24 protein-coding genes are annotated in these 20,249 nt (G+C 42.0%); 11 read left to right on the forward strand and 13 right to left on the reverse strand.

All coding sequences use genetic code 11. The features are described 5' to 3' along the window. Positions 1-53: 53 nt before the first annotated feature. The 7 genes from L3V25_RS06585 to L3V25_RS06615 all read right to left on the reverse strand — a co-directional run bounded on the left by L3V25_RS06585 (position 54) and on the right by L3V25_RS06615 (position 6,050). Complete coding sequence (locus tag L3V25_RS06585; RefSeq protein WP_237294647.1) at positions 54-1,538, reverse strand: RNA polymerase factor sigma-54; 1,485 nt, start codon at positions 1,536-1,538, stop codon at positions 54-56. Positions 1,539-1,665: 127 nt separating this feature from the next. Continuing rightward, complete coding sequence (gene lptB / locus L3V25_RS06590; protein WP_027697736.1) at positions 1,666-2,391, reverse strand: LPS export ABC transporter ATP-binding protein; 726 nt, start codon at positions 2,389-2,391, stop codon at positions 1,666-1,668. A 2-nt stretch (positions 2,392-2,393) separates the two neighbouring features. After that, the gene (lptA, locus tag L3V25_RS06595; protein WP_237294648.1) at positions 2,394-2,906 is read right to left on the reverse strand and encodes a lipopolysaccharide transport periplasmic protein LptA; all 513 of its coding nucleotides are present in this window, start codon (positions 2,904-2,906) and stop codon (positions 2,394-2,396) included. Then, positions 2,887-3,450 (reverse strand): LPS export ABC transporter periplasmic protein LptC, encoded by a 564-nt coding sequence (lptC, locus tag L3V25_RS06600; RefSeq protein WP_237294975.1) that lies wholly within the window; start codon positions 3,448-3,450, stop codon positions 2,887-2,889. Before lptC ends, lptA begins: the two co-directional genes overlap by 20 nt. Further along, positions 3,450-4,007, reverse strand: a complete 558-nt coding sequence (kdsC, locus tag L3V25_RS06605) for a 3-deoxy-manno-octulosonate-8-phosphatase KdsC (RefSeq protein ID WP_237294649.1) — start codon at positions 4,005-4,007, stop codon at positions 3,450-3,452. The genes lptC and kdsC overlap by 1 nt, the downstream gene beginning before the upstream one ends. Then, positions 4,007-4,978, reverse strand: coding sequence for an arabinose-5-phosphate isomerase KdsD (gene kdsD, locus L3V25_RS06610; protein ID WP_237294650.1), 972 nt, complete (start codon positions 4,976-4,978; stop codon positions 4,007-4,009). Before kdsD ends, kdsC begins: the two co-directional genes overlap by 1 nt. Positions 4,979-5,084: 106 nt before the next feature. Beyond that, entirely contained in the window at positions 5,085-6,050 is a 966-nt protein-coding gene (locus L3V25_RS06615; RefSeq protein WP_237294651.1) for a calcium/sodium antiporter, read from the reverse strand. 281 nt (positions 6,051-6,331) lie between these two features. Here L3V25_RS06615 and mlaF point away from each other — a divergent pair, with 281 nt between their 5' ends. The 8 genes from mlaF (at position 6,332) to L3V25_RS06655 (ending at position 11,898) form a co-directional block, all read left to right on the forward strand. Continuing rightward, the gene (gene mlaF, locus L3V25_RS06620; protein WP_237294652.1) at positions 6,332-7,132 is read left to right on the forward strand and encodes a phospholipid ABC transporter ATP-binding protein MlaF; all 801 of its coding nucleotides are present in this window, start codon (positions 6,332-6,334) and stop codon (positions 7,130-7,132) included. A gap of 43 nt (positions 7,133-7,175) precedes the next feature. After that, the gene (gene mlaE / locus L3V25_RS06625; protein WP_237294976.1) at positions 7,176-7,952 is read left to right on the forward strand and encodes a lipid asymmetry maintenance ABC transporter permease subunit MlaE; all 777 of its coding nucleotides are present in this window, start codon (positions 7,176-7,178) and stop codon (positions 7,950-7,952) included. Positions 7,953-7,978: 26 nt separating this feature from the next. Continuing rightward, entirely contained in the window at positions 7,979-8,455 is a 477-nt protein-coding gene (gene mlaD, locus L3V25_RS06630; protein WP_237294653.1) for an outer membrane lipid asymmetry maintenance protein MlaD, read from the forward strand. Positions 8,456-8,470: 15 nt separating this feature from the next. Beyond that, positions 8,471-9,115, forward strand: a complete 645-nt coding sequence (gene mlaC, locus L3V25_RS06635) for a phospholipid-binding protein MlaC (protein ID WP_267135430.1) — start codon at positions 8,471-8,473, stop codon at positions 9,113-9,115. Then, a complete protein-coding gene (locus tag L3V25_RS06640) occupies positions 9,115-9,432 on the forward strand; it encodes a lipid asymmetry maintenance protein MlaB (RefSeq protein WP_237294654.1) in 318 nt (105 codons plus the stop codon). Before mlaC ends, L3V25_RS06640 begins: the two co-directional genes overlap by 1 nt. A 16-nt stretch (positions 9,433-9,448) precedes the next feature. Next, positions 9,449-9,703 carry a BolA family iron metabolism protein IbaG gene (gene ibaG, locus L3V25_RS06645; protein WP_027697725.1) on the forward strand — a complete coding sequence of 85 codons (255 nt, stop codon included), beginning with the start codon at positions 9,449-9,451 and terminating at the stop codon, positions 9,701-9,703. Between the two features lie 91 nt (positions 9,704-9,794). Continuing rightward, entirely contained in the window at positions 9,795-11,051 is a 1,257-nt protein-coding gene (murA, locus tag L3V25_RS06650; protein WP_237294655.1) for a UDP-N-acetylglucosamine 1-carboxyvinyltransferase, read from the forward strand. A 121-nt stretch (positions 11,052-11,172) separates the two neighbouring features. Beyond that, on the forward strand, positions 11,173-11,898 hold the full coding sequence (locus L3V25_RS06655; protein ID WP_237294656.1) for a 1-acylglycerol-3-phosphate O-acyltransferase: 726 nt from the start codon (positions 11,173-11,175) through the stop codon (positions 11,896-11,898). A 125-nt stretch (positions 11,899-12,023) separates the two neighbouring features. On the opposite strand, the gene corA is transcribed toward L3V25_RS06655, so the two are convergent. Further along, positions 12,024-12,977 carry a magnesium/cobalt transporter CorA gene (gene corA / locus L3V25_RS06660; RefSeq protein ID WP_237294657.1) on the reverse strand — a complete coding sequence of 318 codons (954 nt, stop codon included), beginning with the start codon at positions 12,975-12,977 and terminating at the stop codon, positions 12,024-12,026. A gap of 204 nt (positions 12,978-13,181) precedes the next feature. Between corA and L3V25_RS06665 the strand changes: the two genes are divergently transcribed. The 3 genes from L3V25_RS06665 (at position 13,182) to L3V25_RS06675 (ending at position 16,453) form a co-directional block, all read left to right on the forward strand. Then, positions 13,182-13,616 carry a MarR family transcriptional regulator gene (locus L3V25_RS06665; RefSeq protein WP_237294658.1) on the forward strand — a complete coding sequence of 145 codons (435 nt, stop codon included), beginning with the start codon at positions 13,182-13,184 and terminating at the stop codon, positions 13,614-13,616. Positions 13,617-13,697: 81 nt separating this feature from the next. Then, a complete protein-coding gene (locus L3V25_RS06670) occupies positions 13,698-14,909 on the forward strand; it encodes an efflux RND transporter periplasmic adaptor subunit (RefSeq protein ID WP_237294659.1) in 1,212 nt (403 codons plus the stop codon). Between the two features lie 8 nt (positions 14,910-14,917). Continuing rightward, on the forward strand, positions 14,918-16,453 hold the full coding sequence (locus tag L3V25_RS06675; RefSeq protein ID WP_237294660.1) for a DHA2 family efflux MFS transporter permease subunit: 1,536 nt from the start codon (positions 14,918-14,920) through the stop codon (positions 16,451-16,453). A gap of 71 nt (positions 16,454-16,524) precedes the next feature. On the opposite strand, the gene L3V25_RS06680 is transcribed toward L3V25_RS06675, so the two are convergent. The 5 genes from L3V25_RS06680 to pyrB form a co-directional block, all read right to left on the reverse strand. Further along, positions 16,525-17,598: a GGDEF domain-containing protein gene (locus L3V25_RS06680; RefSeq protein WP_237294661.1), complete on the reverse strand. Its 1,074-nt coding sequence runs from the start codon at positions 17,596-17,598 to the stop codon at positions 16,525-16,527. 26 nt (positions 17,599-17,624) lie between these two features. Further along, complete coding sequence (locus tag L3V25_RS06685; protein ID WP_237294662.1) at positions 17,625-18,107, reverse strand: hypothetical protein; 483 nt, start codon at positions 18,105-18,107, stop codon at positions 17,625-17,627. Positions 18,108-18,249: 142 nt separating this feature from the next. Further along, positions 18,250-18,639, reverse strand: a complete 390-nt coding sequence (locus L3V25_RS06690) for a Rid family detoxifying hydrolase (protein WP_237294663.1) — start codon at positions 18,637-18,639, stop codon at positions 18,250-18,252. Positions 18,640-18,669: 30 nt separating this feature from the next. Further along, positions 18,670-19,131: an aspartate carbamoyltransferase regulatory subunit gene (pyrI, locus tag L3V25_RS06695; protein WP_237294664.1), complete on the reverse strand. Its 462-nt coding sequence runs from the start codon at positions 19,129-19,131 to the stop codon at positions 18,670-18,672. A gap of 15 nt (positions 19,132-19,146) precedes the next feature. Further along, positions 19,147-20,076 (reverse strand): aspartate carbamoyltransferase, encoded by a 930-nt coding sequence (gene pyrB / locus L3V25_RS06700; protein ID WP_237294665.1) that lies wholly within the window; start codon positions 20,074-20,076, stop codon positions 19,147-19,149. Positions 20,077-20,249: the final 173 nt, after the last annotated feature.

Genomic DNA, 20,249 nt, shown 5'->3' on the forward strand with positions numbered 1-20,249 from the left:
TTTAGTTAGATACTCAAATCACTTGAGTATTGTCTATCCTAGGATCAACAATCCTAGAGTAGACGTTTCCGTTGACTAGAAGGTGCAATGCCGAGCGATTCGCGATATTTAGCGACCGTTCGTCTTGCTACTTGTATTCCTTGTTCAACTAAAAGGGCTGCAATTTTACTATCACTTAACGGCTTCTTGATGTCTTCGGCGGCGACGAGCTTTTTAATTAAAGCGCGAATCGCGGTTGATGAACATTCACCACCAGCTTCAGTGCTGACATGGCTTGAGAAGAAGTATTTAAGCTCAAAAATTCCTTTTGGTGTATGCATATATTTTTGGGTTGTGACACGAGAAATCGTTGATTCATGCATATCGACATCGAGTGCGATATCGTTGAGAACCATTGGTTTCATCGCTTCTTCACCATGTTCAAAGAAATCTTGTTGATGTTCAACTATACAACGAGCAACTTTGAGCAAGGTCTCGTTTCGACTCTCTAAACTTTTAATCAGCCATTTGGCTTCTTGAACATGGGTACGTATATATTGGCTATCGTTACTATTGCCTTTGCCTAAAGCGGCGTACTGCTGATTAACTTTCAAGCGTGGCACGCTGTCGGGGTTGATAGTAACCGTCCATTTACCTCGATCTTTAAACACTGATACATCGGGCACCACATATTCGATATCATCTCCGCCGACATGATTGCCCGGTCTCGGGTCGAGTTGCTGAATCAGGGTTAAAATTTGTTTTAGCTCATCTTCTTTCAGTTTAGCTTCTTTACAGATGAGTTTGTAATCTCGGTTACCTAGGTAATCAATATAATTGTGTAACACCATTTTAGCTTCATCGAGCCAAGGGGTGTCTTTCGGATAAATAGCCAGTTGCAGTAATAAGCATTCTTGAAGGTTACGTGAGGCGACGCCGAGTGGATCAAACTGCTGAATACGTTTAAGTACCGCTTCAATCTCATCGAGTTCAATTTCATCGTTACCAAGGCTTTGCTGAATATCGTCTAAGCTTTCGGTGACATAGCCGTATTCATCGAGACTATCGAGAATAGCCAAAGCTATGGTGCGGTCGGTATCGCTGAAAGGGGTGAGTTCTAATTGCCACTCTAGGTAGTCTTGCAGTGTTTGTGTGGTTTCACCTTGGTAGACAGGGAGCTCGTCGTCGCTATTTATTCCGGTACTGCCAGTGTTTGCGCTGTAAACATCTTCCCAACTCGCATCAATGCTAAGTTCATCGCTAATGGTGGATTGTTCAATATGCTCGGTGCTATCTGGTACTTCAAGTTCGTTTTCTTGTGCGCTAGTCGCATCTTGCTGAGTGTGTTCCGCTGAGTCGGTATTGTCGTTATTTTGATTGGCGTCGTCAGCTTGCTCTGCAAATTCATCATCGACTTCCAATAGTGGGTTGGAATCGAGCGCTTCTTGGATTTCTTGCTGTAAATCGAGTGTGGAGAGTTGCAACAAACGTATTGCTTGCTGTAACTGAGGGGTCATGGAAAGCTGTTGACCAAACTTAAGTTGTAATGATGACTTCATGCAATACTCAGTGCCTTTTGTTCTGGAATATCCCTATTCATGGTGTCTTGAATGATGCTTAGTATCTAAGTCGATAGATAGTAGCGATTCCTTCGCTCACATCATTCAAGTTGGCGCTAAAGAGCTTTTATAAGCGGAATTGTTCACCTAGGTATACTTTCTTCACTTGCTCGTTATTTAGTACTTCTTCTGGAGTACCGTTGGCGATCAAGTGGCCTTGGCTCACAATATAGGCGTGCTCACATACATCTAATGTTTCACGTACGTTGTGGTCGGTGATTAATACACCTAAACCACGGTCACGTAAGTGTTCAATGATTTTTTTGATATCAATAACTGAGATTGGATCGACCCCAGCAAAAGGTTCGTCCAATAAAATAAATTTCGGGTTTGCCGCTAATGCGCGAGCAATTTCAACACGGCGACGTTCACCACCGGAAAGTGCCATCCCCGCACTTTTACGAATATGTTGAATATGAAACTCATCGAGTAGTTCTTCTAAACGATCTTGTTTATCTGCTTTGGTTAGCTCATCACGGGTTTGTAGTACTGCCATGATGTTATCTTCGACAGACAATTTACGAAAGATCGAGGCTTCTTGAGGTAAGTAACCAATCCCCATACGAGAACGTTGATGCATCGGCAGAATACTGATGTCAGTTTCATCAATACTGATAGTACCTTCATCACGAGAGACTAGCCCTACAATCATATAGAAAGAGGTAGTTTTACCTGCACCGTTAGGCCCAAGTAAGCCGACAATTTGGCCAGATTTTACTTCTAAGCCTACATCACTGACGACTTTTCGGTTGCCATAGGTTTTAGCCAGTTTTTCTGCTTTAAGAGTCGCCATAATTATTTCTGTTCCAATTGCGCAGGTTGAATAACCGTTGATACTCGCTCGCCATCGCCACTACTTGCTTTTAAGTTTTGGCTGGAAATATGGTAAGTGATCACTTTACCTCTGATAACGCTATCGTCTTGGTGTAGTTCAGCATTGGTAGTCATCACAAGTTGGTCGCTGGCAACGGTATATACGAGAGTATTCGCCTGACCTTTTAACAATTTACCTTCATCGGTTTTTTGTGAAAAGTGAGAAGGTTTGCCATAGCCTTGTAATTCAGTCAGCTCGCCTGTTTTTGCATCACGGAAAGCGATCAGCTTATCGGCAGTCAGTACAATACTGCCTTGAGTCAGTTTTACATTACCAATAAACGTCACTTTGTTGGTCTTCATATCCAAATCTTGGCTATCAGAGCTGATATGGATCGGTTGTTCTTGATCGCTGGTCAGTGCCCATGATGAAGCTGAAGCGAGTAAGCAAAACAATACACTAAGGTATAAAGAGCTACGGTGTAATATTTTCATAGGTACCTTGAACTTGATTAAAAAGCGTCGCGAGGTTGGTATCAAAGTTACCTTTCATCGCGTTGCCAATATTTGTAAATTGTGGCCCAACCATTGTGACAGTGGTGTCGGTTGAAAAATCCTTGCTATTCAAATCAATGAGCATTTTTTCTGTGGTCATGCGATCAAAGCTTGCGCCTTCAATCACATTACGTGCCACCACATTATGTTGTAGGGTTAATATATGATCTTTCGATAATACTGCGCTATCTGAAGTGACAACCCATTCTTCTGTGCTGCCTTCGCGGTAAACCACTAACTTAGGTTTATAGAATACCGTGTGGCCATCTTGCGCAAAGTGCTCTAAAGAGTCCGAGTACATTTTATAGTTGCGCAGTCCATCAATATCATAAGTGGTGTTAGTGAGATTCTTACCGGTAAACAATGGCGCTTCTAAACTCGGTGCAATAAGTTGTACGTCATCTGCCGATTGCTCATAAAGATAATAAGCCGACCAAGATGCCACAAAAATTAGCAGTAAATAAATGAGTCTAGATAAGCTCATCATATACTGAGTCCTTGATACGCTTCGAGTTCATCTCTCGCCTGTAAAATTAAATCACACACTTCACGTACCGCTCCGTGACCGCCTTTAATATGGGTAACGTAATTGGCACGTTGTACTAGCAATGGGTGGCCATCAGCAACAGAGACTTGTAAGCCTACTTTTTCCATAACAGGCCAATCAATCAGGTCATCCCCAATATAACCAACTTGCTGTGGCGAAACCTTTAGCTTGCTCAAAATATCTTCATAGGCGATAAGTTTGTTATCTTGGCCTTGGTAGATAAGCGTGATGCCTAAAGCTTTCATACGGTTTTCAACGATTTGAGATTGTCGACCGGTAATAATGGCGATCTCAATCCCAGCTTGCATCAATGATTTAACGCCATAGCCATCGCGAGTGTGGAAGGTTTTGAGCTCTTCACCTTGATTTCCCATGTACACCAAGCCATCTGAGAATACGCCATCGACATCACAGATTAGTAATTTGATGTTTTTCGCTATATTCATTATAGCGGTTGGAGCTTGTCCGTATGGGGTAGGTGTCATTTGGCTCATTACATTACTCCAGCCTTTAATAAGTCATGCATATTCAGTGCACCGACTAATTTACCATCTTGGCATAGCATTAAGCCATTGATACTTTTTTCTTGCATGATATTTAACCCTTCCACCGCCAGTAGATTCGGCGTTGCAACGGTTGGGTTCTTGGTCATTACTTGGCTAATTGGCGTGGTGTGCACATCAATACGTTGATCGAGTAAGCGGCGTAAATCCCCATCGGTGAAAATGCCAAGCAGTGTCATATCTTTATCGACAACCGCTGTCATTCCGAGTCCTTTTTGTGACACTTCTAGTAAAGCATCACGAATTAAAGCATCTTGGCCGACCGTTGGTAGTGCGGCACCTGAATGCATAATATCAGACAGTTTAAGTAATAATTTACGGCCTAACGCACCACCTGGGTGCGATAGTGCAAAATCTTCAGCGGTGAAACCACGTGCTTTCATTAGTGCGACCGCAAAGGCATCGCCCATCACTAAGGTAGCAGTAGTACTTGAGGTCGGAGCAAGATCCAGTGGGCAAGCTTCTTCTGGTACTGTGATTTGTAGGTGTACATCAGCCAGTTTGGCCATGTTAGATTCTGGTTTTCCCGTCATGCCAATAATACGAATATGACGACGTTTCAGTACTGGGTAAAGCGCAAGAATTTCTGAAGACTCACCAGAGTTTGAAATCGCCAATACAATGTCATTAGAGCCAATCATACCGAGATCGCCATGACTTGCTTCTCCTGGGTGAACGAAGAATGCTGGAGTACCTGTACTGGCTAAAGTGGCGGCAATTTTGTTACCAATATGACCCGATTTACCCATGCCCATGACCACAACTTTACCTTGGTTGTTTAAAACCATATCGCAAGCGTGTTGGAAGTCGTCATTAAAATACTGCGCTAGCTGTTGTAGGCCTCGCATTTCAATTGATAAAACATCTTGGGCAACAGAGCGGTAATCAAAAGAAGTCGACATCAATGTTATTCCTAGTCTGGGGAGATTGTTGCTTAACTGCACTCGTCAGTTAACGATCATTCAATAAAAAGGCGACTGTGTGGTCGCCTATTCGCAATTTCTTGTTTTAGGCACTGATATTGTAAAACAGATAGCCTTGATAAGCTAAAAAGCACAGTAATAATATCCCGCCTTCAGTGCGGTTGATACTACGAGACTTGCCTAGAGCCATTACAACAAGTAGTAATGATACGCCTAGCATGACCCAAAAGTCTCGGTTCATGGCGTATTCACTTAATACCGATGGGTTTAGGATCGCGGGGATGCCCATCACAGCTAAAATATTAAAGATATTCGAGCCGATAATGTTACCTACCGCCATGTCATCTTCGCCTTTTAGAACACCGGCAAGTGATGCGGCAAGCTCAGGCAAACTGGTACCAATGGCGATGATAGTCAAACCGATAACCAGATCGCTCATACCGAAGTATTTAGCGATGATCACCGCGTTATCGACTAATAAATCGGCAGCTATCGGCAATAGAATTAAACCGACGACTACCCAAAAAATCGCAATTTTATTATCAACACCCTCTGGGATTTCAGATTCTTGTTGTTCTAACAAGATATCTTTTGCGCCTTTTTCATTCTGGCTAATTTTAAGCATACCCAAAATAAAGGCGGCAAATAAAGCGATTAACACAAGACCTTCAGTAAAGCCTAGGTAGTCATCCCACATTAACGCACCCGCGACTAAGGTCACGATGATCATCAGTGGTAGCTCGCGGCGCAAAATGGTTGAGCTGATTGATAACGGCTTAATCATGGCGGTAATACCTAAGATCAATGCAATGTTGGCAATGTTTGAACCTAGTACGTTACCAATCGCGGTATCGGTTTTGCCTTCCAGCGCCGCCGTGGCAGATACCATCATTTCTGGTGCCGATGAGCCCATTGCCAGAATAGTCATACCAATGACTAATGGGGAAATGCCCATGTTCTTTGCAACGGCTGCTGAGCCATAAACCAGCTTATCAGCACTCCATACTAATAGTGCAAGGCCAACAACGAGTAATACAACAGCAAGTAACATGATGATTCCTGTTTACTAAAGTGAATTAAAAAGTGACGAAATATTGAGTAGATTAAGGGACAAGCTAGCTATCCTCAATATAAGGGGCGCAATTTTGACGTTTCAAGCAACAAAAAGAAAGTCTCTTGACATATTTATTAATGAATTGTCTCTATTTACATGAAAAGGCAGATAAACAATGCGGATTTTCAGCTTATTTGATGCATTGTTTTGAACTCAAGATGTAATGTGCTTATTATGCGATAATGTATTGCTTTTGTTAGTGATTATAAAGGGAAGTTATGACAGCGGAATTGGTATCGATAAAATCTCTGACGTTTCAGCGTAATCAAAGAGTGATTTTTGATGATGTGAATTTGTCGATCCCGAAAGGAAAGATCACCGCCATCATGGGGCCATCGGGGATTGGTAAAACGACATTGCTGCGTTTAATCGGTGGCCAAATTTCACCAGACCAAGGTGAGATATGGTTTGATGGTGACAATATTCCTGCTTTAAGCCGCCAGCGTTTGTATCAAGTTCGTAAGAAAATGAGCATGCTATTTCAATCTGGTGCCTTGTTTACTGATATGAATGTATTCGATAACGTCGCTTTTCCTTTGCGAGAACATACCGAACTGGATGAACCTTTAATTGCCACTCTAGTAAAACTCAAATTGGAAGCGGTTGGGTTACGAGGGGCGGCACAATTAATGCCAAGTGAACTTTCTGGCGGTATGGCTCGGCGAGCGGCGTTGGCGAGAGCGATTGCGCTGGATCCCGATTTAATTATGTATGATGAGCCGTTTGTTGGACAAGATCCTATCACCATGGGCGTGCTGGTGGAGCTAATCAAAAACTTAAACCATGCGCTTGGCGTGACTTCGATTGTTGTTTCCCATGATGTACCGGAAGTAATGAGTATTGCCGATTACGTGTATTTATTGTCTAACGGTAAGGTCATTGCTCAAGGCTCTCCTGATGAGCTTAATCAGAGTACCGATGAGCGTGTACAGCAGTTTTTAACTGGAAAAGAAGATGGCCCAGTTCCGTTCCATTTTCCTGCTTCGCCAATTGAAAAGGATATATTGGGTTGTGAATAAACCAGAGCAAAACCGTGATCCTATAAAAGACAGTCACCCTATAATCAATAAGGTCGCCCGAATTGGCGCTCGTACTATTGGCTTAGCTGAAGCTTGGGGAAGAGCTTCTTTGATGTTGTGGGGCGCACTTGTTGGTAAGCCTCAATTAAGCAAAAACTTCCCTTTATTTATCAAACAGCTCTACGCCGTGGGGGTGCAATCTCTGGCGATTATTATTGTGTCAGGCTTATTTATTGGCATGGTGTTGAGCTTACAAGGCTACATTATATTAGTGGACTACGGTGCAGAAGGCAGCTTAGGTCAAATGGTGGCACTGTCGCTATTGCGTGAGTTAGGCCCTGTGGTGACCGCATTATTGTTTGCTGGGCGAGCGGGTTCGGCGTTAACCGCTGAAATTGGTTTGATGAAAGCAACTGAGCAATTATCTAGTTTAGAAATGATGGCGATTGATCCACTGCGTCGAGTGGTTGCGCCACGTTTTTGGGCTGGTGTCGTCTCAATGCCGATACTGGCTATGATTTTTATGGCGGTTGGTATCTGGGGCGGGCAGATCGTTGGCGTAGAATGGAAAGGCATCGATGCGGGTAGTTACTGGTCGGCGATGCAATCTTCAGTCAGCCTTGGTTACGATATTGGTAACAGTGTTATTAAGAGTATGGTGTTTGCGATAACTATTATCTGGATTGCGTTATTTAATGGCTATGATTGTATTCCTACATCAGAGGGCATTAGCCGCGCCACTACTCGCACAGTTGTACATTCTTCATTAGCGGTATTAGGGCTAGATTTTATTCTGACTGCCTTGATGTTCGGACATTGATTTTGAATTTATATTGGAAGTAAATCATGCAAACAAATCGTCGTTTAGAATTTATGGTAGGCAGCTTTGTCTTATTGGGCGTTATTGCGATTTTAGTGATGATGTTTAAAGTGGCGAATGTCACCAGTATTGGCCCAAGTGACAGTTATACCTTGAAAGCGCGCTTTGATAATATTGGCAACCTAAAGGTTCGCTCTCCGGTAAAAGTGGGGGGTGTAGTCGTTGGGCAAGTCACTGACATCAGCTTAGATACTCAGAACTACATTCCAGTTGTTAGTATGTCGATTGGGCGAAAATTTGGCGAATATCCAGATACCTCAAGCGCGCAGATCTTAACTTCAGGTTTAATTGGCGAACAATATATTAGCCTAGTACCAGGCTTTGTGATGGAAGGAATGAGCAGTACCTTAGTGGATGGTGATTTTATTGAAGACACTAAGTCTGCGTTAGTGTTAGAAGATTTAATTGGCCAGTTTTTATATAGCAGCAAAGAGTCTGAGTAATACAAGGAGTTAGGTATGTCTTGGTTAAGAAAAACAGCATTACTGTTGGCGTTTATGGGGTTTGCTTTTGGTGTGAATGCCGCAACCGTTGATAGCAGCAATCCTTATAAAATGATGCATTCGGTTGCAGAGCAAACTTTTGATCGCCTTAAAGCCGAACAGCCGAAAGTACAAGCGGATCCGAACTACTTAAAAACCATCGTAGAACAAGAAATGATGCCGTACGTCAATTATCAATATACGGCACTGAAATTATTAGGTCCGAACTTGCGAGGGGCTGATAAGAAAGAAGTCGGCGAATTTATTCAAGAGTTTCGAGCTTATTTAATTACTTCTTATGCACAAGTCTTGACGCAATATACCGATCAAACCATTCAATTTGCACAAGAAAAAACGGTTAACGATGATGTTCGTATTCTCTCTATTCCAGTTGAAATCATTGATAACGGCCGCCCAAATATTAAACTTGAGTTTACCTTATTGAAAAATACCAAGACTGGTGAGTGGAAAGCTTACGATATGGTAGCAGAAGGGATCAGCCTACTTTCAAGCAAGCAATCGGAATGGAATACGAAAATTCGTCAAGATGGCATTCCAGCGGTGACCAAAGAGTTAACTCAATTGGCACAGAAAGACATTGTTTTTGAAGGTAAAAAATAGTGCAGAGTCGTCATTGGCGAGAGGAAAGTGAGCAGCGCGCCTCTATCATTGGTCAATTGACTCGTGATACTGTACCTGAGCTGTGGTCTCAGCTACAAGGTTGGCAGCCACAAATTACGCAATATGAAGTATGCTTAAAAGAGCTCGAAAGAGTGGATTCTGCAGGCATGGCAATGCTTATTCATTTATTACAGCATGCAAAAAATCAAAATTGTCATATAATGCTGACCTTTATGCCAAGTCAGCTATACACATTATTTAAACTTAGCAATATTGATGAACTATTTGCTGAGCATATTCAAGTTACCGACGGTTAAAAAATTAGAGGGTTACGTGGACATTATCCAAGTAAAACAAATATTAGATGACGCCTTGTCATTACAAGAAATTCACGTGAAAGGTGAAGGCAGCCACTACGAAGTCGTTGCGGTTGATTCATCTTTTGAAGGTATGAGCCGAGTTAAAAAACAACAATTAATTTACGCGCCTCTGATGGAATACATCCAAAGAAATGATATTCATGCCGTGTCAATTAAAGCGTATACACCCGAAGAGTGGGCGCGCGATAAAAAGCTGATGTCACTATAGATTCAACAGCCTCTATAGACTCAATCGCTTTTGCTTACTTTTTGTCTAAAGAAGTAAAGAATAAAAATAAAGAAGCAAGGTTCTTATACTAATGGAAAAATTTAGAGTACACGGCTCAGGCCCGCTACAAGGTGAAGTCACCATTTCTGGGGCTAAAAATGCAGCGTTACCAATTTTGTTCGCCGCTATTTTATCGGAAGGTCCGGTTGAAGTTGCGAACGTTCCTGCATTGCGTGATATCGATACTTCAATTGAATTACTTAAGCGCCTTGGTGCAGAAGTTGAGCGCAACGGTGAAGTGCTAACCGTTAACTCTGGCCCAATTCACGAATATTGTGCGCCGTATGATTTAGTAAAAACCATGCGTGCTTCCATTTGGGCTCTAGGTCCATTAGTGGCTCGTTTTGGTCATGGTCAAGTTTCTCTACCAGGCGGTTGTGCTATCGGTGCACGTCCGGTTGATTTACATATTCATGGTTTAGAGCAACTCGGTGCCACCATTACTCTTGAAGATGGTTACGTAAAAGCGGAAGTTGATGGTCGCTTGAAAGGCGCACATATCGTGATGGATAAAGTGTCAGTAGGCGCAACCATTACCGTTATGAGTGCAGCAACCTTAGCAGAAGGTACTACGGTATTAGAAAACGCCGCTCGAGAACCTGAAATTGAAGACACCGCGGCATTTTTAAATGCGATTGGTGCGAAAATTACGGGTGCAGGTACGGGGACTATTACCATTGAAGGCGTTGATCGTCTTGCTGGTGGTAAGCATTCAGTGGTTGCTGACCGTATTGAGACTGGTACATTCCTAGTTGCGGCTGCCGTTTCTGGCGGTAAAGTTGTGTGTCGTAATACTAAAGCCTCTTTACTTGAAGCGGTTTTGGCTAAGCTTGAAGAAGCGGGCGCGAAGGTAGAATCTGGTGAAGATTGGATTAGCCTAGATATGACTGGCCGTGAATTAAAAGCGGTAACGATTCGTACTGCTCCACACCCAGGTTTCCCAACGGATATGCAAGCGCAGTTTACTTTGCTGAACATGATGGCGAAAGGCGGCGGCGTGATCACAGAAACGATCTTTGAAAACCGCTTTATGCATGTACCAGAATTAATGCGTATGGGCGCTAAAGCTGAGATTGAAGGTAACACTGTTATTTGTGGTGATGCTGAAAGCTTAACTGGTGCTCAAGTGATGGCAACGGACCTTCGTGCTTCTGCGAGTCTTGTTATTGCCGGTTGTATTGCTAAAGGCGAGACTATTGTTGATCGTATTTATCATATCGACCGTGGCTATGACCGCATTGAAAATAAACTCAATGCGCTTGGTGCGAATATCGAGCGTTTTAAATAATAGCCAGAGAAAGTGAGCGTTTAACCCGCTTACTTTTTTGGCAATGGAAGCTGAAGTCCTAGCGATTTCGGCTTTTTTATTGTGTAGTGTATTAGGTACATTACGTGATTGGAGAAACTGAATGATTGCTTTACTACGCATTATTGCTGTCGCGATATTTGCTGTCTTCATGTTTATTTTTGGTTGTGGTTACTGTTTATTCAGCCCACGTAATCCTCGCCATGTGTTTACTTTTGGCCGTATGTTTGCCCGTATGGCGAAAGTGTTCGGCATCAAGCTTGAGCTGAGAATTCCAGACAATGCTTATGATCGTGGCCAACATATCTATTTAGGCAACCATCAAAATAACTGGGATTTATTTACCATTTCAGCTGCGGTGACGCCAAATGTAGTTACGGTCGGTAAGAAAAGCTTAGTTTGGCTACCTTTATTTGGTCAGCTTTATTGGCTGACGGGCAACATCTTGATTGACCGCGCTAATCGTAGCAAAGCGATGGATACTATTAGCCAAGTTGCCGATCAAATTAAGAAGAGCAAAGTCTCGGTGTGGATGTTCCCCGAAGGGACACGTTCTCGTGGTCGTGGTTTACTGCCGTTTAAAACCGGTGCTTTCCATGCGGCGATTGCTGCGCAGGTGCCAATTGTGCCAATCGTATGTAGCTCAACCGATAATCTTAAGTTGAACCGCTGGAATAACGGCCATGTGATTGTTGAGATGCTGCCACCGATCAGTGTTGAAGGTTACAATAAAGAAAATGTTCGAGAGATACTCAAACTATGCCGCAATCAAATGAAAGCTAAGTTAGAAGAACTTGATGCCGAAGTACTAGAGCGTAACGCTAAGTAAGCTTTTTTTTATTAAAATTAAACTTAGCTGCGTATAACTAGAATTCAGCTTAGTAGAAAAGCCAATGAATAATTTTGTTCATTGGCTTTTTTGCCATTCGGCTATTGGCTATTAGTGAATAGGTATTACAACCAACCTTTACGTTTAAAGTAAAAGTAAGGGGCAAAGCCTGAAGCCACCATTAACACTAAGGCGGCTGGGTAACCAAAGGTCCAATCTAGCTCAGGCATAACATGGAAGTTCATTCCATAAATACTGGCAATTAATGTTGGTGGTAAAAACACTACCGCGGCAATTGAGAAGGTTTTGATGATCTGGTTTTGCTCGATGTTGATGAAGCCTTGCGCAGAGTCCATTAAGAAGTTGATTTTCTCAAATAAGAAGGTGGTGTGAGACATCAAGGTTTCAATATCACGCACAATCTCACGCAATGTTTCCAGCTGCTCTGGTGTCGATTTTAAGTGACGCAGTAAAAATGAAATGACGCGCTGAGTATCCATCAAACATAAACGAATCTTACCATTACTGTCTTCGAGTCGTGCGAGGCGGCTAATGCATTCTTCCCAATCTGCTTCCTCCTCTTCCAGTACGGTATAGCTGATCTTTTCTAATTGATGGTGAATATCCTCAATGGTATCGGCATGGTTCTCAACTTTTTGCTCCAAGATGGTGATAAACAATGATTGAACATCATCAGACTGAACCTGACCTTTACGAGCCCGTAAACGCAGTAAACGAAAATCCGCAATGCTGCCTTCACGAATGGTGATTAATCGGTCTTTTTGCAGAATAGATGCAATGTTGACAGTAGTGTGACGACCTTCGCTCGGAGAGAGAAACAGTGAGTGGACGTGCAATCCTTCATGATCGACAAAGTAACGAGAAGACGCTTCGATTTCTTCTACATCATTCGTGCCGGGAATTTGAATGCCAAGTTGTTGTGATAAAAACTGACGATCTTCATCGCTAGGATCGTGGGCATCTATCCAGTCAGCTTGTTCGATAAGAGGCTGTAGATCTTGTTGTTTGTCATAGCTTATTTCTTGAATAAAGCCGTTATTGATTTTGAAAAATCGCATCGTTAGAAAGTCCTTTTTGATGATGGACGAATATCTCTATCTTATACCTAACCCACCTCAAGATGCGAACTTCAGCGTAAGCTTGTTATTAAATATCAATGTTACATTTTAAGTTACATTTTGAAATATTTATTGACACTTTGTTGCCTAGGCAAGTAAAATCCACCAAAGTACTTGCCTAGGCAAATAGTTGAAAGGTTATTTATGACGACTCCTCCTTATATTCATGCATCGAGTATTCCTTTAGGGAAGCTAATTGGTTTGGTTAACCATCATAAAGAGCGGTTACTTTCGCAATTCTTTATGCCACTTGATGTCACACCTGCTCAGTTTAAAGTGCTTGCTGCCATTGAGTTTGAGAAAAAAAACTCACCGGCTGAAATTAGCAAATTACTGGCTATCGATTGTGGCTCTATGACTCGTATGGTTGAGCGTTTGCTTAAAAAGTCGTTGGTAGAAAAACTGCCTAATCCAGAAGATAAAAGAGGCGTTATCTTGATTTTAACGCCTTCTGGTCAATCACTATTAACTGAGTGTATTGAGGTGATAGAAACTCAAGTGAGTCCTTTATTGGTCGGTGATTTATCTGCAGATGAAGTGAAACAGTTGAGCGGTTTATTAGAGCGATTACTCCCTTAAAAAATTTTGCTTACATAATGCTGCTTTAGCGTTGATATGGGCAAGAATACATAATTATATTAATGATCAAATGGTTGAATCATGGAAAACAAACAAAATATTGAAGCTGCTGTAAAACCAAAAAGTAAACGCAAAGCCTCTTTTCTGATCCTGTTAGTTGCGTTGTTGGTGATTGGTGGTGGTTGGTTTGCTTATTATCAAATGTATGCAAAATTCGTAGAAGAAACGGATGATGCTTATGTGAATGGCAACCTTGTGACGGTTTCACCACAAATTGCGGGCACAGTGACTAAAGTCATTCCTGATGCTGGTGATTATGTGGAAAAAGGGCAAGTGTTAGTGACATTGGATTCTAACGATACCCAAATCGCACTGCAAAATGCTGAAGCTAAATTAGCCAGCAAAGTTCGCGAAGTTCGTAGTATGTATGCCGCGGCGGATAACTTTAAAGCGAAAGTTGAAACCAGCAAAGTGGAATATCGCCAAGCCTTAAATGACTACAACCGTCGTAAAAATTTAGTATCGAAAGGCGCGATTTCGAAAGAAGACTTGATTCACTATCAAGACACTCTAGAAGCTGCGAAAAGCCAGTTAGAAGCGGCTGAGCAATCATTACAAATGACGGTAGCCTTAGTTGATAACACGGTATTAGAAACGCACCCAGGTGTGAAATCAGCGGTTTCAGCATTACGTAAAAGCTACTTAGATAATATGCGTACTGAAATTGTTGTCCCTGTTAGTGGTTATGTAGCTAAACGTGCAGTGCAATTAGGTAGTCAAGTACAACCGGGTAGTCAGTTAATGGCAATCGTTCCATTACATCAAGTATGGGTTGATGCCAACTTCAAAGAAAGCCAAATGAAAGATATGCGTATTGGCCAGCCAGTTACTTTAACTTCTGATCTTTATGGTGAAGAAGTGCAATACACAGGTGAGATTGAAAGCTTAGGTATTGGTACGGGTAGTGCGTTTTCTCTACTCCCAGCGCAAAACGCTAGCGGTAACTGGATCAAGATTGTTCAGCGTTTGCCTGTAAAAATTCATTTAGATAAGCAAAACCAAGATAAGTACCCATTACGTATTGGTTTATCTATGGTGGCTAAAGTCGATATTAAAGATACTGATGGTAAATTATTGGCTAAAGAAGTGAAGAAGCAAGCACGCTATGACACTGATGTTTACCATAACTCTTTGGAAGAAGTGGATAAGCTTGTCGCTAAAATCTTGCATGAAAATGTTGGCGTTTCTAATGTTGAAGCAACCAGTGTTGGCACAACAGCGACCGCGCAATAGAGGCGTTTATGAACGATCAAACCTATACGCCACCTAGTTTGCCACTGGCAGTTATCGCCCTCGCATTAGCAACGTTTATGCAGGTGCTAGATAGTACGATTGCCAACGTAGCATTGCCGACGATCGCAGGTAACTTAGGGGTAAGTTCAGAGCAAAGTACTTGGGTTATTACTTCGTTTGCGGTGTGTAATGCGATTGCACTGCCGTTGACTGGGTGGTTTTCTCGCCGCATAGGCCAACTTCGGTTGTTCATTATATCGGTGGCATTATTTACCTTTTCGTCATTCCTTTGTGGAATTGCGACTAGTATGCCTGAGCTTATCGTATTTCGTGCTCTACAGGGCTTTTTTGCTGGCCCTATGTTTCCGATGTGTCAGACGTTATTGTTGGCGATTTTCCCATCGGTTAAACGGGGAGCCGCGTTAGCGCTGATTTCGATGGTGACGGTAGTTGCACCGATTGTCGGGCCGATTACCGGTGGCTGGATAACCGATAACTACTCTTGGCCGTGGATCTTTTTCATCAACTTGCCGATTGGTATTTTTTGTTGCCTAGTGGTTTGGCAGCAATTGAAAGATCGCGTTGATGTGACAGCCAAAATGCCGATTGATTTTATTGGTATCGCTTTGTTAGTACTTGGGGTAGGTTTACTGCAAGTTGTGCTTGATTTAGGTAATGATGCCGACTGGTTTGCTTCAACTCACATTGTGGTAATGACGTGTATTGCAGCTGTGGCTCTGATTTCATTTGTGATTTGGGAGCTAACCGATGAGCACCCAATCGTAAATTTATACCTATTCAAAGATCGTAACTACACGGTAGGCACGTTGGCACTGGTATTAAGTTATTCGGCTTTCTTTGCCATTAATATTATTTTGCCGCAGTGGTTACAGATTTACATGGGATACACTTCTATTTGGGCAGGCTTAGCTTCTGCGCCAATGGGAATATTGCCATTTCTGCTAACGCCGTTAGTGGGTAAATATGCGCATAAAGCGGACATGCGAGTATTGGCGACGATTTCCTTTGTGGTAATTGGCTTGTCATGTTTCTTACGCTCTCACTTCAATACGTTTGTTGATTTTAACTCGATTGCTCAAGTGCAGTTATTTATGGGAATTGGTATCGCCTTTATGTTTATGCCACTAACCACCATATTTTTATCGAACTTGAACGGTCAACAAATTGCCGATGCTTCTGGCTTAACCACTTTCTTGCGTGTATTAGGCGGTAGTTTTGCATCGTCATTGACTACATGGTTATGGACTCGTCGAGCTGATTTCCATCATGCGACAATGACGGAACATGTGAGTAATTATGAGCCTGCAGCGGTAGAGTACTTACATAAGATGGGTGGAGAGACACAAGCTAATTTAGCGGCTGTGGATCACATCATCACCACTCAAGCTTTTATGAACTCAACGATTGATTACTTCTATATGCTAGGTTGGTTGTTCTTCGCGTTAGTTGTGATTATTTGGTTTGCGAAAGGGCCATTTATTAAATCAAGTTCAAATTCATCAGCGGCGGCAGCTGCGCATTAACGAGTTTGTTAACTGAGTCGTAATAATAAAGGAGCGAATGATATCGCTCCTTTTGCTTTTTTAGGGGGCGTTTAAGTTGATGAAGCCGGCATATGATAAAAAGCATAATCTTTATTGGTTGCTTGTTTAGTTTCATCTAGCGCTAAGATCGCTTGGTCGAGTAATTGCTCTGCCTTAGGTTTACTCTTTTTATTTGAGTAGGTAATACCAAGGCGAACACGAACCGGAATTTGATGATCTTCGGACTGGTAATCAAACTCGAGTTGTTGTTGTAATTCTTTAACTCGATCAACTAAGTTGCTTGGTGTATCTGATTTAGTACAAATAAGTACAAATTCATCACCACCAAGTCTAAAAGCTTTGCATTGCTTTATTGCAGCAAGTCTTTGAGCAAATTCCACTAAAACTAGATCACCGACTTGATAACCAATTTGATCATTGATTTGTTTAAAACGTTTTAGGTCAATTGCGTACAAACTGACGGTTGAGGAGCGTTTTAATTGTTTCTTTAGGTAGTCTGACAAGGCGCGTCTATTGCCTAATTGAGTTAGTGGGTCGAGTTGTGCAAGTTCTGCTGAGCGTCGACTCATTCGAAGTAAAGCAGTCGAAAGTAATACCGTAATAATAAAAACAGACAACTGCCAAAACTGAATGAGATCGTTATTGCTACGTGTACCTTCGCTGATACTACTTGTGAGTACTCGGCTCAATGAATAATTTAGGTTCAGTAGGTCATCCTTCACTTTAGCAACTTTGTCGGTGAATGCCTTTGAGTGAAGTTTGCTTGGCTCATTAAAGTCATTATCTAGCGCTTTGATACTATTAAAAAGTGTTTCTACGTCTTTAGTTACCTGTGGGTGACGAGTGCGTAAAAGCTCTGTAGTACTCGCTTCTAAAAAGAGTTGTAGCCGGTTCCAAACGAGATCGTAACTTTGGGTTAGGTCTGATAAGGGAATCGCATCTAATTGGTATAATTCGGCTTTGTATAAAAACTTTTCCGATTGGTAGAGTATTCGATTGGCGTACCAATTGGTCGAGCGATAGAAGCGATCGATATTGTGGTTATTTTCTTTTTGTAAGTAGAAGCTCCACAAAAAGCCGCTGGTAAATATTGATAGCAGCAAGATAAACGAAATATTGATCATTATGTGTCGCGAGAGATGTAGGCGCATTAAAAAGCCTTAATTTTTTCTATCTGCCAAACCAATTGATTTTGTAGTTTATCGTGAGAAAGTAATTTGGGATTCTGGTCAAAGGGTACCAATAACCAAAAAGGTCCTTTATTACGTAGTGATAGCACTTTCTCGTCTTGTCGAAGGGCCAATATAAATGGATATCTTTGTAAATCGTGAGTATTGATGTCATAAGAATAGCCATTTAAAGCATAGATTCGAATGCCATTGATGGAAGACGAAAATTTGTCAGTAATTAAGCTTAACTTCGGTCCTTGGTAGGTATGAACCCCTTTAGTCCAAGGCGTTGAAGTGGTGAAGGTCGTCTGAGGTAGGGTTTCAAGTTCCTCGCGGCTTAGGTTAATTTGTTGCCCTGTTGGCGACTCTAAGTTCAACATATGCGATGAGTGGGCGAGAGTTGAAACCACCATCAATATCAAAGCTAATGTTAGTTGGAAAGAGGATGAGGTTATCGATTTCATTAGTAATATTCACTCTGCGCATATATTCCATCGCATTCTAACATTACCATGACAATTAGTGCTATTTTGTTGGGGGATTTTTAAACAAAAAAATGAGAGGCATAGGCCTCCCACTTAGTATTATTGATTATTCTTGTATCGATTACTTACGTACCGCAATCGCTTCAATTTCAATACCAACATCTTTTGGTAAACGCGCGACTTCTACACAAGAACGAGCAGGGTAGTTGGCAACGTTATGCTCATCAAAGAATGCGCCGTACACTTCATTTACTGCAACAAAGTCATTTAAGTCTTTTACAAATACGGTCATTTTAACAATATCACCCACCGTTAAGCCTGAAGACTCGACAACTGCTTTAACGTTATCTAAAGACTGACGAGCTTGAGCCGTGATTTCTGCAGGTACTTCACCCGTTGTTGGGTTCACTGGAATTTGGCCAGAAGTCATTACCATGCTGCCAAGATCGACACCTTGAACGTATGGGCCAATCGCTGCGGGTGCTGATTCAGTATGCAGTACTTTAGTCATTATCTTTTCCTTGTTATTCCGTGGTAATAATTATTTCTCAGTCATGATTTCGCGAGAAAAACTTTTCTCACAATACTTACACTTTAAGCGAATATCATCATTTTTTTCAATCACAGAAAAACTACTCGAAACAGGTTCATTGTGAGTAATGCAATTGCTATTGGCGCAGTTGAATACGTCAGTCACCACTTTCGGTAAGGTTAGGGCGAGTTTCTTGACGACTTGATAATCTTCAATTTGATTCACTGTGGCATGGGGCGCATACAAAGCGAGTTTCTGTGCTTGCTCTTCAGTGATGAAAGTATTTTCGATTTTGAGTAAATCTTTAGCGCCAAGCGCCGAAGATGGCAAATTTAAGCCGACGGTCACTCTTTCATTTGAGTTATCCATTTCAAATAGCTTCAGTACTTTGATGCCAATATGCGCAGGAATGTGGTCGATCACGGTGCCGTTTTTAATGGCTTCAACTTGTAATTGGTATTGCTTAGACATGGAAGGCCTCCGTGATTATAAAGTTTGGTTTAGAACAAGCGCGAGCAGGGCGGTACGAGCGTAAACGCCATTCTCTGCTTGTTCGAAATAATAAGCGTATGGCGTTTTATCAACATCAACCGTGATTTCATCTACACGAGGCAGCGGATGAAGCACTTTCAAATTATCTTTAGCGGATTTCAATGCAGCCGCAGTTAATACAAAAGCGGATTTAATATGAGCATATTCTGACTCATCAAAACGCTCTTTTTGTACGCGCGTCATGTATAAAATATCTAGCTTTGGAATCACTTCATCCATATCGGTATGCAAGCTGTATTCAATGCCAGCATCATCCAGTTCTTCACAAATATAATCAGGCATCGCCAGCGCTTCCGGAGCGACAAAATAGAAACGTACGTTGCTGAACTTAGCGAGCGCTTGAGTTAACGAGTGCACGGTGCGGCCGTATTTTAAATCTCCGACAAACGCGATATTAATATTATCTAAAGTGCCTTGAGTTTCATAAATGCTGTACAGATCAAGCAAGGTTTGAGTTGGGTGTTGGTTTGAACCGTCGCCAGCATTGATGATAGGCGTATCGTTGGAGAACTCAGATGCTAAGCGCGCCGCACCTTCTTGTGGGTGGCGCATTACAAACGCATCGACATAAGAAGAAATGATGCGGATTGAATCGGCAAGCGTTTCTCCTTTATTGGCATGAGAAGTATTACCTGCATTATCAAAGCCAATCACACTACCACCAATACGCTGAATGGCGGTTTCAAAAGACAATCGAGTACGAGTGGAAGGCTCAAAGAAGCAACTTGCTACCACTTTGCCTTTGATTAACTCTGGCTGAGGATTCTCTTTAATTTGTGCGGCAGTCTGAATGATTAATTCAAGCTCCTGACGAGACAGTTCTGGGATGGAAATAATGTGCTTTTGATAGAGCGAGTTCGCCATGATTTGTCCTTAGATTCACGCTAGAAACAGATACAAAAAAGCCTCCCAAATAAGGAGGCTTGATCATGAAAGAATAAAAGCAATAACAGAATTAAATAAGCCCATTTGCTTGAAGCAAAATTTGATATTTAGGCTTAACAGTCGCATTGCTCACTCCTTTGATAATTGGCGGA

Source organism: Vibrio sp. CK2-1 (genome assembly GCF_021726515.1).
Lineage (GTDB): Bacteria > Pseudomonadota > Gammaproteobacteria > Enterobacterales > Vibrionaceae > Vibrio.